Here is a 13,743-nt window from a genome sequence, read left to right as displayed (position 1 = left end):
CCTCATTTTGCAACAGATTAGAAGTTTGATTTTAAAATTCTTTCCACAAGCATAGGCTTCCGTTCTAAAAAATATTGTTTGTTTCCTGATCTATCCCCTGTTTTTCTTAATTCTTTCATGTCTATTGGTATACAACTTGTTGTCCAAACAGTTAGATATAACCACAGTCACTTCGATAGATATAAAACACTTAACCTTAGAGCTGTATTTTGAGTTTACCAATTACAGATTATAATAAAATATTAAAAAGAGTAAAAAACACGATAAAAGCAAATTTTTTCATTCTAAAAATACATTTGATTTATAATCATGTTTTATTGTTTGCCATGTTGAATGAGAAATCCGAATATCGCAATGTTTTCTCATTTCAAACCTATTTATATTGAATTAAACAAAGCCGTCTCTCTTACACGTCATAAGAGGAATTAGTATTAAGTAAAAATTGTATAAAAAAGCACAAAAATGCCGATAACTACCTCAAGTGCTAAGATCTATCGCAACATCGGGGGCTGGAAAATAGGCAAAGTGTATGATAATGTCAGTTTGTTTCTTCATAAATGTAAATATGATGGAGCTCAATGGATTTATCATTGTACCATTTATGAGCGCCAGCGTGAAGTGAGCTTTAAGAGATATCTCTTAAAACAAAGCCTGTAAAATGGCATTCTCCTCACACTGTATTCTTATTGAAATAATGATCACCTTGAACCGTATGAGTTTAGATCTTCAGAGCTCATCTGCATAACATTTTAATGTGATTGTTATCCAATATTAAAATACTTTTCACATGATGTACAAACTATAAAGAAATAAGAAAAAACATTTGAAAATGTAAATATGAAATCTAAAAATTTAACTCTAAGATACAATCTATCTTCATTCATATAAATATACAGTATACATTCTTAAACCTATAAGACTAAGAAAACCTAAACATTGATGAAACCTATAACCATACCTGAGAAACAGTGACAATCACGTTAAATCAAATTGTCCGCAAGTGTCTCTCATTGAAAAAACAATATCTTATCTGGACGGCACATATAACATCTTTTTATACGAAAAAACTATAAAGAAGTAATTCGTTATGAATCACAGCTTCCAAGACAAGAAGATATTTTCCACCTCTTGTGCCATCTGTAAATTCTCATCATAAACAGATATCGTTTTTATTCTTCAATGTTTCATAAACTGTTCTAAATCGAATCCATCATGCCTTGTATCTAATCAAAATCGATCTTACCAAAGATCATGCTAAAAAACGTAATAATATTATTCATAAAAAATAAAAAAATCACAATAGATGTTTTTTGGCAATTTCACCAGCACTAGCCGCAATGCTTAAATCTAATCTAAGAAATAAAATATTCATTTTCAGAAAGATGAAAAGAAGCTCATAAAAAAGAGTTTTTGTAATCTGTTTCCTAAAGCATGTGATATAGTAGCAACACGCGGCAAGAATATGCAATGCTAAAGTTTCAGCAATCAAAAGCAATTTTTACTGAAAAAAGAGAAAACAGCATCATTTTATACTAAAACAGTCAACAGAAAACGTTTAGCAACAAAATCAACCAAAAAACATTAAAAAGGTTCGGGAGTATACAGAAAAATAAGCTAATAGAATAAAAGGAAAACTCTCTAACTTTTTATAGCCTATTAATATCATTTAAACATGGTGATCCCGACAGGATTCGAACCTGTGACCCACGGCTTAGAAGGCCGTTGCTCTATCCAGCTGAGCTACGGGACCCAACTGATTATTTTCTCAATTCAAAATAGCATCTTTAATTCAATGTGTCCAAGAATGCTGCCGATCACTGCGAAAATTATCAGAATAAGAAATAGCACGTCGAATCGATGTATGTTTCTTTTCTACACGGTAAGAGATAGCATTCTTACGCGCAAAAGCAATCGCTTCTTCCTTCCTATTAAATCGGATTCTTACCTGATTATTCATATCAGACGTTGCCGTGTACCCCATAAGAGGTTCAAGCATTTTCGCTTTCACCGGCTCATACTCTAGAATCCAAAAACCTGTATTCCCCTTACCTGACTGCATAGCTGTCTTAGCAGGACTATAAATACGTGCGATCATGCCTTTTTCCTTCAGATTACACAACGCTTGAATGATAGTTTCTCACCACACGTACCCAATTGGGTCATTCTCACACACTCAATCAAATATGGTCGGAGCGATAGGATTCGAACCTACGACCCCCTGATCCCAAATCAGGTGCGCTACCAGGCTGCGCTACGCTCCGCCATTTACATTTACTTGATGCACATTTCCTAAAATTTTCACAACAGAAGTGCAAGAGAAAAACACACTTTTTTTTAATTTTGTTGCATTTCTTTACAAAAAAGCACATTTTTAAATTTTTTTCCCTACTCAATAACAGATTTATTAACAAGTAGTAGAAAATAACCTCCGTAGAAAATCCAATCTATATTAAAAAAGAATGAATTTCTCTATAAGGACTTCATAATTTTTGTCCTTTTTTAAGCAAGCTCTCATTGTATCAAAACACATTCCACAGATACAATTTTAGAAAAAAATGACTTAAATATCATAGAAAAACTTTCCCAAAGAGAACATAAGCCAAAAAATTCAGCTGTATTAAGCTTTTTTCCCCTCTTTTTCTATCTTCCCAAGGACTCTTTTATTAAAAATTCTAGAATCTTCTACAATCCAAATCCATAAACAACAAACATTTTTTCAAAGCACAAAGATTTCATTATAAATAAAATAAAGCGCTCTTTTTAGAAAAATTTTCAAATGCGAAGATGGAAAGAATTCAACATCATACAATAAAATCTCAAAGCTATTTAAAATAAACACACGATAAGAGTAAAAAATATTATTTTTTACTCTTATATAGATATCCAAAAAGGAGAAAATTTAAATGACTTGTCTTTCCACGTATTGAAACGATAGTAGAAGGACAGAATAAGTAAGCCATGATAAGGAGTATTTACGAATTTCTTCTATTCAAAACTTCAGCAATAACAGAACGTGTTATTTTTCTTTTTCTTTGTAATGCCAACTGATCAACAGAATCAATAACACGCTTCAATGAAAATAAAGAACGTTCACAACGACTTACAAGATAATAAACCGTATCTGGATGTACAATAAGTTGCCTATCTGAAAAAAGCTTAAATGCAACAGCTGTTAACAATGCATCATCAGGCTGATTAATTTCAACGAACATTACCGAATTAAGACGACTTTTTAGATCATTTAACATTAAATTCCAAGCGGAAGGAAGTGTTCGTGCCGTCATCAATAAAGTAGCTTGTCGTGCATCAAGATTTGCTTGCTTAATACTGTTAATTAAATGAAAAAGTTCTGTCTCATTGATTTCACCTGCATCAATATCCTCTATTAAAAATGATCTGCCTAAAGAAGCCATAGTAATAGCCTGATCAATTTCATTGTGCTGAATCCTGAAAGCATCTGCTTTTTGGAGCCATATATTAGAAAAGTGCGTTTTTCCAGAGCCTTCTTTACCAACCAAAACTGCAATAGGTAAGCTCCAATTGGGCCAGTGATCAATAAGCTGAAAAGCCATACGATTGCTTTCCGTTACCACTAAATCCTCAAATTGAAAAATCGGATCATAAGGAAAATTTAAAGATAATTGCGTTTCACGCCCATTCATTTTAGCGGCTCCGAATTTCCGCTTCGCGAATACATCTGAGAACTCAGATAAGTATGAAGAGCAAAACGAACTAAAACGCCAACAGCCGCTGCCGCAGGAACAGCAACAAGCATACCAGTAAAACCAAAGAGTGAAGAAAAAGCAAAAAGTGAAAACATCAACCATACGGGATGTAATCCCACTGATGAACCTACAAGCTTGGGTTGAAGAATATAACCTTCAATAAATTGACCAATTAAAAAAAGTGCCATCACAACAATGATTCCCCCCCAATTATTGGGATAAAACTGGACCCATGCAATACCAACAGAAAGGACCAAACCACTCATTGTGCCGATATAAGGAACAAAGCTAATAAGACCAATAAACATACCAATCAAAAGACTAAAATTGAGTCCTGTAATCGTTAAACCAATAGCATAATAGCCTCCCAATATGAGACAAACTGTTCCTTGTCCACGAACAAAGCCTGCAATAGCTCTATCCATTTCATGAAAAATACTACGAACGGTTTCCAGATGATCCCGCGGTATTAACGAATCGATTGCTGTTACCATACGTGGCCAATCTAATAACATATAAAATGCCACCACAGGTGCCACAACAAATAGGCTAACGATATTAACGATTGATTTTCCTGACTTTAAAAGTGAATTCAAAAGAGACGTAATAAAATCCGAACCTTCTCCCAAAAATCCTTTAATATTATTCCGTAATTCATTTGGATCACTTCCAAAATAGCGCCTTAACCAATCAAAATCATGCTCAACAAAAAAGGTTTGAATACGATTAATGTAAACAGGTAAACCATCACTCATAAATTGCTGTATTTGCCAACTAATAACAGGAATCAAAATAATTAAAGCAGCAACAAAGGTAATAACAATAAATAGGGTGATAAGGACAGTCCCAAACACACGACGAATACCAAATTTTTCAAGTAATTGAACAATGGGATTGAGAAAATAAGCCAACACAATCCCTGCCACAAAAGGAAGCAAAATTGATCCCAAAACAAACATAAAAAGAATGAAAAAAATCAGCGTACCAAGCCAAAAAAAGATTTGTCTTTTCATATTATTCGGCAAAGGTAATTGAGTATACGCTGGCACATAAGTCTTATAACGATCACGAGATGTATTCTCACTCACTTTCTTTCTCATAAGCTGCCAAGAGGACTGTCCGTGATTATCTGATATCTTGCTCATAAAATATCCTAAAAAATTCTTCACAAAAAATTATAAACAACTTCAAAATAAGGTACAAGAAAAGTTGCTTATTTTCTTATCAATATCTCTTGCAGAGAGAACTCTATCATGGCATTGCATAATATCAAAACCTGATTTTCCATTAAAGGAAGGCTCCAATGAGCAATCAAGATCTTACAAATAATAAATCCAAGGCTGGGGATAAATCCAAAGCTGGTCTTACCTACGCAAAAGCCGGTGTAAACATCGATATGGGTAATGCCATGGTAGAAAAAATTAAACCCTTTATACGCGCAACAAAACGAGCCGGAACAGATGCAGAAATTGGCGGTTTTGGTGGACTTTTTGATTTAAAAGCAGCAGGCTTTACGGATCCTATCCTAGTAGCAGCCAATGATGGTGTGGGAACAAAATTAAAAATTGCCATTGAAGTAGGTCACCATAACACTGTAGGTATTGATCTTGTAGCTATGTGTGTCAATGATTTACTCGTACAAGGGGCTGAACCTCTCTTTTTTCTGGATTATTTTGCAACTGGAAAGCTTGACCCTGAACAAGGAGCTGCGATTGTTTCCGGTATTGCAGAAGGATGTAAACAAGCCGGTGCTGCCCTTATTGGAGGAGAAACTGCAGAAATGCCAGGAATGTATGCAGAGGGAGATTATGATCTAGCTGGTTTTGCTGTTGGAGCATGCGAACGTAGCAAGCTACTCCCTTCAAAAGATTTGACAGAAGGTGATATTATATTAGGTCTAAGCGCCTCTGGAATTCATTCCAATGGCTTTTCGCTTGTTCGACGAATCATCCAGCAAAATTATCTCAAATGGAATGACCCTGCCCCTTTTTCCCCCGAAAGCAGCCTTGGTATAGCACTTCTTACACCAACACGCATTTATGTAAAATCGCTTCTTCCCATCATGCGAAAATATGAAGGGATTAAAGCTCTTGCTCATATTACGGGTGGAGGTTTTCCTGAAAATATTCCACGTGTCCTTCCATCCTCTCTCTGCGCTGAAATTAATCTTTCTAGCATCAATGTTCCAGCAGTATTTTCATGGATTGCCAAACAAGGTAAAATAGAAGAAACAGAAATGTTAAGAACATTTAATTGTGGTATTGGCATGATCATTATCGTAGCACAGCATGCAGCTGAAACAATTACACAAGCTCTTGAAAGAAAAGGAGAGACTGTAACTCCCCTTGGCATTTTAACAAAATGCCAAGATCAAAATAAAGGAATACTTTATAAAGGGGTACTGCATTTATGAAAAAACAAATCGTCGTTTTCATTTCTGGTAATGGATCCAATATGGTCGCCCTTGCTCAAGCTAGCCAACAAACGGCATATCCTGCTGAAATCGTCGCGGTTATTTGCGATAATCCGCGTGCCAACGGTATTGAAAAAGCGCAAAACCATAACTTACCTATTCATATTGTTGATCGTAAAATTTACAAAACAAAAGAAGAGCATGAAGAAAATATTTTTACAATTTTAAATCAATATAAACCGGATTTTCTCTGCTTTGCAGGGTATATGCGCCTTATCTCACCACGTTTTGTAAAACTTTATGAAGGACGAATTCTAAATATTCATCCTTCTCTTTTGCCTTCATTTAAAGGCTTAAACACACATGAAAAAGCTTTACAAGCAGGTGTAAAAATCACGGGTTGCACTGTTCACCTTGTTACAGAAGACATGGATGCAGGAAAAATCCTTGCCCAAGCAGCCGTTCCAGTCTATCCCCATGATACTGCTGAGTGCTTAGCACAAAGAGTTCTTAAAGCAGAGCATAAACTCTATCCCGAAGCCTTAAAAGCATTTATTGAAGGGAAGAGCAAAATGGTCGATACGCAACAACAGCTTTTATCTTTTTGAGTGTATCAACAATCTATTAATCAGCATATTTCAATGCTTTACACATAGTTTTTGCTCAGTATCTACAATTGAAAATCTCTATGAAATATTGACATAATAGAGTCCATCTCTTCATAAATTTTTGCACAAAATATGTAATTTTTTGAATTTTAGTTCATTTTTAAAATTTTTCTTCTTTATTCAATTCTATGACATTATCATAAGCTCTATTTATCAAAATACTCTCGTATTTCGCCTAAAAAATCTTAAAATACGCAATTTTCTATTGCATAAATTTTTGTTTATGACGAAAGTGTTTCTTTAACTGTTACAGCTAACTGTTTGAGTGTAAAAGGCTTAGATAAAAAACCAAAAACAGCATCTTGTGGAAGATTTTTAGCAAAGGCATCTTTTGCATATCCAGAAACGAAAAGAAATTTGATATCAGGATAGTTTTTACGGACTTCCTTCAATAAAGTGGGCCCATCCATTTCTGGCATCACCACATCGGAAACAATAATATCAACTTCTCCTTTTTGTTCCTCAAGAATAGAGAGTGCTTCCACCCCACTTGCTGCCTCTAAAACCGTATATCCTCTCATTTGAAGAGCTCTTACCCCCCCCATTCTGACCGCATCTTCATCTTCAACCAATAAAACAGTCGCAGATCCTGTTAAGTCTATATTTTTATCTTTCTCTTCATCTTTTTCAATCTTTTGAGAAATTTCTCCTTTTATATTGGGGATATAACGGGGAAGAAAAATATGAAATGTTGCTCCTTCACCTTCTTTACTTTCACAATAAATGTACCCACCGCTCTGCTTGATAATTCCATAAACCATTGATAAACCAAGTCCTGTTCCTTTTCCAACTTCTTTTGTTGTAAAAAATGGCTCAAACATTTTTTCTTGTATAGCAGCAGATATACCAGCCCCTGTATCTGAAATAGTCAATTGCACATACTCGCCAATTGCTAATCCAAGATGATTAAATTCAGCACTTTGTTGCTTTGTAATATTATTTGTCGCAATCGTAACAATACCTCCATCTAACATGGCATCACGCGCATTAATAACCAAATTCATAATAACACGCTGAAAAGATGCTTGATCAACTTCAACGCTCCACAAATCTCTTCCATGGATAATTTTTAACTGAATATTATTCCCCAAAAGTGGTAAAATAAGATTGCGGATATCTGATAAAAATTCAGTAAAATCGACTTCTTCAGGTCGAAGTGTTTGCTTTCTAGAAAAAGCTAATAATTGTTGGACAAGAGCAGCTGCACGATTAGCATTGTTTTTAATATTGATCAGATCAGCATGAGCAGGATCAGAACTACGATGCGTATTTAAAAGAAGATCACACGACATTAAAATTGCTGTTAAAACATTATTAAAATCATGAGCAATGCCGCCAGCCAATTGTCCTACAGCTTGCATCTTCTGACTTTGCATCATTTTATCTTCAAGTGTTTTTTGTTCGGTTGTTTCAATGACAGAGATAATAAGCAAATCTTGCAATGCATCACCATGATAGGGCGGTACAGACATAATATGGAGCCGTAAATGGCATTCTTCATTTTTTTCTAAAACAGTTTCTAGAGAAACAAAATAATTTTTATTTGTCGCAATTCTCTGAAAAGAACGCTCTAACTGCACACAATCACGACGAGAAATAACATCATAAAAATTGACAGCTTTGTCCATACATCCCGTGAGTGATGAAAAAGCTTTATTCATATGAACCAATTGCCCTGCATGATCCACCACGGCTATTGCAAAAGGACTCGCATCAAAATATTCTTCTAATATACTGGGTAATTTTAATTGATCATCCTCTTCTTTTTGTATTTGTTGTGGAATGATCACAACACGATAAATGGCTTCCTCTTCTAAGAGAGAAGAAACAGATATAAGACAATGGAATATTTTCTCACAAGTCGTGTGTGAATTTAAACATAACGAAAACCTATAGGGTAAAGAGTAACCTGAACTTTGATATCTGTTGGTTTGTAAACAGATATCACTCCATGAGCTCTTAGCGCCAACGCTATCAAATAACGAATCAAAATTATATTGACCAATTGAGAAATTCGCTAAATCAATTGAAAACCATTCTGCAAAAGTCGCATTGGCATAAAGAATAGTTCCTTGTCTATTAACGGATACAAAACCAATAGAAGCTTGATCCAAGTGATTGATAGCCTCTTGAAGGTTCGAGAAAAAAACTTCTCGCGTTTGTTGTAAGTGCGAAATATCAGCAATACGCCAAAATAAAAGCTTTTTTTTCTGTTTTTTGATAGGTTGAATGGAAATATTATACCAAACAGATTTTTTTGGTGTAGAATCAGTAAAAATTGGCTGTTCTACTCTTAATTCCTCTTGCGCTGCAAGATTATTACAGGCTGCAACCTTTAAGCGGTACGAGAGTGCACCAGCTCCTGGAAGATCCGCAATAACCCTATAACAAGACACTTCAGGCTTATAGGTCAGAATTTTTCGATAGTTTTGATTAGAATAATAAACAAAACCAGAAAGATCAGAGATTACAATTGCATCATCGCTCCTATTAAAGATGCTAAAATCAAAATCTTCATGCGACCACACATGATATCTTAAAATTCCCATTCCACACAAAACGAGTGTTGCAACACCGATCATTGCTAGAATCAAAAAAGATATTGATATCGCCTGTTGCAAATAGTTTTGTGGATAAAAAAAACCTAAAATACCCACAATGAAAAGAAAACCTAATACAAAAACAACACCAAAAATCACAACTCTCCGATGAAACGAAAACGCTGATCTTTCATTATTCTCAAAATCTTTATCCATCTCTCTTTGCCTTAGCTTATAGCTATTTCTTATGTCACAAAACTTCCTTTATATTCGTTGTTATGTTGTTATAAAGTATATACTATGATATTATCTAAGATAAGCTCGCTTAATATTCAAAAGTTTATTTCTTACATTATAAGTGAACCTTTTGAGGGTATGTTTATAAATTTATCTCAATAAAAAATAATATTTCCATCCAAAATGGGAGAAAATCTATGTATATCTGGTTATCAGAGCAGATAGGTGTATCTGCTGCAAACATAACGATAAGCTTTTTGCTTTTTATAATAACAATCGCAGCTATTACCGTAATTATCGTGTTTTTACGTCGCTTAAGTACAGGAAGATACAGCATTAATAGAAAAAAAAGTCTATCACGATTAGCATTATGTGAAGTAATTTCTATAGATCGAGCACGCCGCCTTGTTTTAGTCCGTTGCGATAATAAAGAACATTTGCTCCTTATTGGCGGATTAACAGATGTGGTTGTAGAATCCGATATTACTGGTACATCAAAAATACAAAAAAGAGAAACACACACACATCTAAATTCCGCCCCTCCAGAAAGAAACGATGTATCGGATAAAAGTCCCTCTCCTTTTACGAATCAAGCGGTAAAAGATTCAGCCATCACCGCCGAAATTGAGGGGCGGCAAGAACCATCTTTATTCATTCCTACCCCTCAAAAATAAAAATATACAATTTCATCACCACGAATTTCGTTTGTTTATCATCTCAATAACCTTAATCATCGCGATAAACTCTTTCACGTCGTTCGTGACGTTCTTGCGCTTCCAATGACAAAACGGCTATCGGCCGAGCCTCAAGACGCTTGATACTAATGGGTTCGCCGGTTTCTTCACAAAAACCGTATGTCCCATTATCAATGCGCTCTAAAGCAGCATCTATTTTTGAAATAAGTTTCCTCTGACGATCACGAGCACGTAATTCGATTGTACGATCAGTTTCACAAGAAGCCCGATCAGTCAAATCGGGTTGACCAACATTCTCTTCCTGCAAATTTTCCAAAGTCTCACGAGCTTCTTTTAATATATCATTCTTCCAAGAAACCAGTTTAGCACGAAAATACGCCTTTTGCCGCTCATTCATAAAAGGCTCATCTTCACTAGGGCGATATTGACCATCAATCTCTTCGCTCATGCAATAAAAAACCTCCACATATGCTATGTGCGGTCTATATATTGTGCAATACCCATCAACACAAGAGTAAAATGTCTTTTCATAACAATTGACGAATATGTCTAAATGCACTGTTTAGGTTTAATCGCTTTTTATGTAGATTGGATTCTTGATCAAATCTCATCCAGAATCATTTTTCTCGCTTATTGAAAAACTTTAAAAAGAAGGAAATCTAATATCAGATATCAGAGCCATCGCTCCCCTACTCTCTCATTCATTGTTTAAAGTCTAAATGAAGCAACAATAAATCATTTCATCAATGCAAAAAAATAAAATCTTTATAAAGGCAAAGTGTGATATTCACGTTTCAAATACATCAAAGCATCTTTTTCTTGATTACAGTTAATTGCAACAACCTCACCAATCAAAACACAATGGGTTGCGTGCTCATGCCAACAAATCAAACGACAATCAAACGATGCTAGAGCGTCTGAAAGACTAGGCGCCCCCGTTTGCAAAGCTCCCCATTGAGCAACATCAAAACGCTCATTTTGTGTAGAATTGCAACGCCTCGAAAAAACATCCGCTAATGAACGATGCTTTCCTGCCAAGCTATTAACACAAAAATTTCCATTCTCCATAAACACCTGATTCTTTAAATTATGGCGCATGAGACAAACAAGAAGGGTTGGAGGATCATCAGATAAAGAACAACACGCCGAAACAGTCACCCCGCGTCTTCCCTTAATACCATTTGTTGTCACAATATGCACAGCTCCTGCAAAAAGACTCATGGCATCTCGATATTCTTGGGAAGAAACCGCGATAGTATGTTTATGTTGAAGTTCAGGCATCAAATATGTTTTATGATTCGACATATCTTTCACTTATAAAGCTTTAAAATTTCAAGCGATCTTTCCATAAAAAGATCTATAATACATATTTTTTCTTTTCCGTCATAACACAAAAGATATTTGTGTATACACAGCGATATGATAAAAACTGCCAATCAAGGAGATTTTAATGCCCCATTCTCATCTCATTTCGCCTTCTCTCTTGGCTTCTGATTTTTCTAAACTTGGACAAGAAATGTTAGATGTTGTTGATGCTGGTGCAGATTGGCTTCATCTTGATATTATGGATGGGCACTTTGTTCCTAACATCACCTTTGGTCCTGAAATCGTCAAGGCTCTACGCCCATTAACAAAAGCAATATTTGATGTCCACCTGATGATCGCACCAGTAGACCCTTATTTGGAAGCTTTTGCAAAAGCGGGTTCAGATATTATAACCATTCATGCTGAAGCAAGTCCACATCTTCATCGTTCATTACAAACAATCAAAAAAATGGGAAAAAAAGCAGGAATCGCACTCAATCCAAGCACCCCTGAACATGTACTTGAATATTTGCTTGATCAATTAGATCTCATTCTCATCATGACAGTCAATCCCGGTTTTGGTGGACAAAGTTTTATTCCAGAAATAAAAGATAAAATTAAGCGCGTTAAAAGCATGATTGCAAACCGCCCTATTGATCTTGAAGTTGATGGTGGTATCACCGTTGATACAATTGGGATAGCAGCAAAAGCTGGTGCAAATGTATTTGTCGCAGGCTCTGCAATTTATAAAGATGGAAATAAAGAGCTTTACAGAACACGTATTAATGCATTGCGCCAAGCCGCAATCCTCTCACAACAAGGAAAAAAATGATGATCGCACGTTATTCCCGCCCTGCAATGGTAACAATTTGGTCTCCCGAAACAAAATATCGTATTTGGTTTGAAATTGAAGCCCATGCCTGTGATGCCCTTGCTCACTTAGGGATTATTCCGAAAGAAGCCGCCAAAGTCATTTGGGAAAAAGGGGCAGCAGCTAAATTTGATGTCAATCGCATTGATGAAATTGAAGCAATTACCAAACATGATGTTATCGCATTTCTAACCCACCTAGCTGAATTCATTGGACCAGAGGCACGTTTTATCCACCAAGGCATGACATCATCTGATGTTCTCGATACAACGCTGAACATTCAATTGATGCGTGCGAGTGATATTTTGCTAGAGGATATAGATCAACTTCTTGAAGCATTAAAAAGACGTGCTTTTGAGCATAAAGAGACAATCACCATTGGGCGGAGTCATGGCATTCATGCTGAACCGACAACATTTGGAATCAAGTTTGCTCTTGCATACGCTGAATTTTCCCGTTGTCGCAAACGTCTTCTTGCAGCACGAGAAGAAATTTCTACTTGCGCGATTTCAGGAGCCGTAGGAACTTTTGCAAATATCGATCCACGCGTTGAAGAACATGTAGCAAAAGCCTTGAGGATGCGTGCTGAACCAGTTTCCACCCAAGTAATACCAAGAGATCGTCATGCTATGTTTTTTGCAACACTTGGTGTTATTGCTTCCTCTATTGAAAGGCTAGCGATAGAAATACGCCATTTACAACGAACAGAAGTTCTTGAAGCAGAGGAACATTTCTCACCTGGGCAAAAAGGTTCATCGGCAATGCCTCATAAACGTAATCCAGTTTTAACAGAAAATTTAACTGGATTAGCCCGTATGGTACGTGCATTTGCACTCCCAGCCATGGAAAATGTAGCACTTTGGCATGAACGTGATATTTCCCATTCATCTGTTGAGCGTTATATTGCTCCAGATGCGACTATTACACTTGATTTTGCTCTTTCTCGCCTCACATCTGTCATTGAAAATCTCATTGTCTATCCAGAAAATATGCAAAAAAATCTCAATAAATTCCGCGGTCTTGTTCACTCACAACGGGTTCTTTTAGCCCTCACACAAGCAGGGATTAGTCGTGAAGATTCTTATCGAATTGTACAACGAAATGCGATGAAAGTTTGGGAACAAGGAAAAGATTTTTTAGAAGAACTCCTCAACGACAAAGATGTTACCAAAGCTTTAAGTGAAGAAGAACTTCGCGAAAAATTTGATCTTTCTTACCACACCAAACATATCAATACGATTTTTAAACGTGTTTTTGAAGAACAATAAAGCGACATAGAAAACCAAAAT

At 35.8% G+C, this 13,743-nt stretch carries 11 protein-coding genes and 2 tRNA genes; 5 read left to right on the top strand and 8 right to left on the bottom strand.

Annotated elements, in window-relative coordinates; all coding sequences use genetic code 11:
• Window positions 1-1,673: 1,673 nt before the first annotated feature.
• From ACFINX_RS04450 to ACFINX_RS04430, 5 genes are all read right to left on the bottom strand, one after another.
• Window positions 1,674-1,750 (bottom strand) — tRNA-Arg (locus ACFINX_RS04450).
• 39 nt (window positions 1,751-1,789) lie between these two features.
• A complete protein-coding gene (locus ACFINX_RS04445; protein ID WP_273791168.1) occupies window positions 1,790-2,095 on the bottom strand; it encodes an ETC complex I subunit in 306 nt (101 codons plus the stop codon).
• Window positions 2,096-2,184: 89 nt separating this feature from the next.
• Window positions 2,185-2,261, bottom strand: a tRNA-Pro gene (locus tag ACFINX_RS04440).
• 711 nt (window positions 2,262-2,972) lie between these two features.
• Window positions 2,973-3,662 carry a DnaA regulatory inactivator HdaA gene (gene hdaA, locus ACFINX_RS04435; RefSeq protein ID WP_375651267.1) on the bottom strand — a complete coding sequence of 230 codons (690 nt, stop codon included), beginning with the start codon at window positions 3,660-3,662 and terminating at the stop codon, window positions 2,973-2,975.
• Window positions 3,659-4,870, bottom strand: a complete 1,212-nt coding sequence (locus ACFINX_RS04430) for an AI-2E family transporter (protein ID WP_375668381.1) — start codon at window positions 4,868-4,870, stop codon at window positions 3,659-3,661. The genes hdaA and ACFINX_RS04430 overlap by 4 nt, the downstream gene beginning before the upstream one ends.
• Before the next feature lie 158 nt (window positions 4,871-5,028).
• On the opposite strand from ACFINX_RS04430, the gene purM reads away from it, so the two are divergent.
• A complete protein-coding gene (purM, locus tag ACFINX_RS04425; RefSeq protein WP_375613081.1) occupies window positions 5,029-6,138 on the top strand; it encodes a phosphoribosylformylglycinamidine cyclo-ligase in 1,110 nt (369 codons plus the stop codon).
• Window positions 6,135-6,746 (top strand): phosphoribosylglycinamide formyltransferase, encoded by a 612-nt coding sequence (gene purN, locus ACFINX_RS04420; protein ID WP_375613082.1) that lies wholly within the window; start codon window positions 6,135-6,137, stop codon window positions 6,744-6,746. Before purM ends, purN begins: the two co-directional genes overlap by 4 nt.
• 281 nt (window positions 6,747-7,027) lie before the next feature.
• On the opposite strand, the gene ACFINX_RS04415 is transcribed toward purN, so the two are convergent.
• Entirely contained in the window at window positions 7,028-9,562 is a 2,535-nt protein-coding gene (locus ACFINX_RS04415; RefSeq protein ID WP_375668380.1) for a response regulator, read from the bottom strand.
• A gap of 218 nt (window positions 9,563-9,780) precedes the next feature.
• Here ACFINX_RS04415 and ACFINX_RS04410 point away from each other — a divergent pair, with 218 nt between their 5' ends.
• Window positions 9,781-10,257, top strand: a complete 477-nt coding sequence (locus tag ACFINX_RS04410) for a hypothetical protein (RefSeq protein ID WP_375611550.1) — start codon at window positions 9,781-9,783, stop codon at window positions 10,255-10,257.
• Between the two features lie 52 nt (window positions 10,258-10,309).
• On the opposite strand, the gene dksA is transcribed toward ACFINX_RS04410, so the two are convergent.
• On the bottom strand, window positions 10,310-10,726 hold the full coding sequence (gene dksA / locus ACFINX_RS04405) for an RNA polymerase-binding protein DksA (protein WP_015856486.1): 417 nt from the start codon (window positions 10,724-10,726) through the stop codon (window positions 10,310-10,312).
• A 317-nt stretch (window positions 10,727-11,043) separates the two neighbouring features.
• Window positions 11,044-11,583, bottom strand: a complete 540-nt coding sequence (locus ACFINX_RS04400; protein WP_273791175.1) for a flavin reductase — start codon at window positions 11,581-11,583, stop codon at window positions 11,044-11,046.
• A gap of 145 nt (window positions 11,584-11,728) precedes the next feature.
• Between ACFINX_RS04400 and rpe the strand changes: the two genes are divergently transcribed.
• Together rpe and purB are read left to right on the top strand one after the other, a co-directional pair.
• On the top strand, window positions 11,729-12,415 hold the full coding sequence (gene rpe / locus ACFINX_RS04395) for a ribulose-phosphate 3-epimerase (RefSeq protein WP_273791176.1): 687 nt from the start codon (window positions 11,729-11,731) through the stop codon (window positions 12,413-12,415).
• Window positions 12,415-13,722 (top strand): adenylosuccinate lyase, encoded by a 1,308-nt coding sequence (purB, locus tag ACFINX_RS04390; protein ID WP_375606722.1) that lies wholly within the window; start codon window positions 12,415-12,417, stop codon window positions 13,720-13,722. Before rpe ends, purB begins: the two co-directional genes overlap by 1 nt.
• Window positions 13,723-13,743: the final 21 nt, after the last annotated feature.

It is taken from the genome of Bartonella sp. AP36NXGY (assembly GCF_042195865.1).
GTDB lineage: Bacteria > Pseudomonadota > Alphaproteobacteria > Rhizobiales > Rhizobiaceae > Bartonella.
This window is presented reverse-complemented; position numbering and strand designations above follow the sequence as displayed.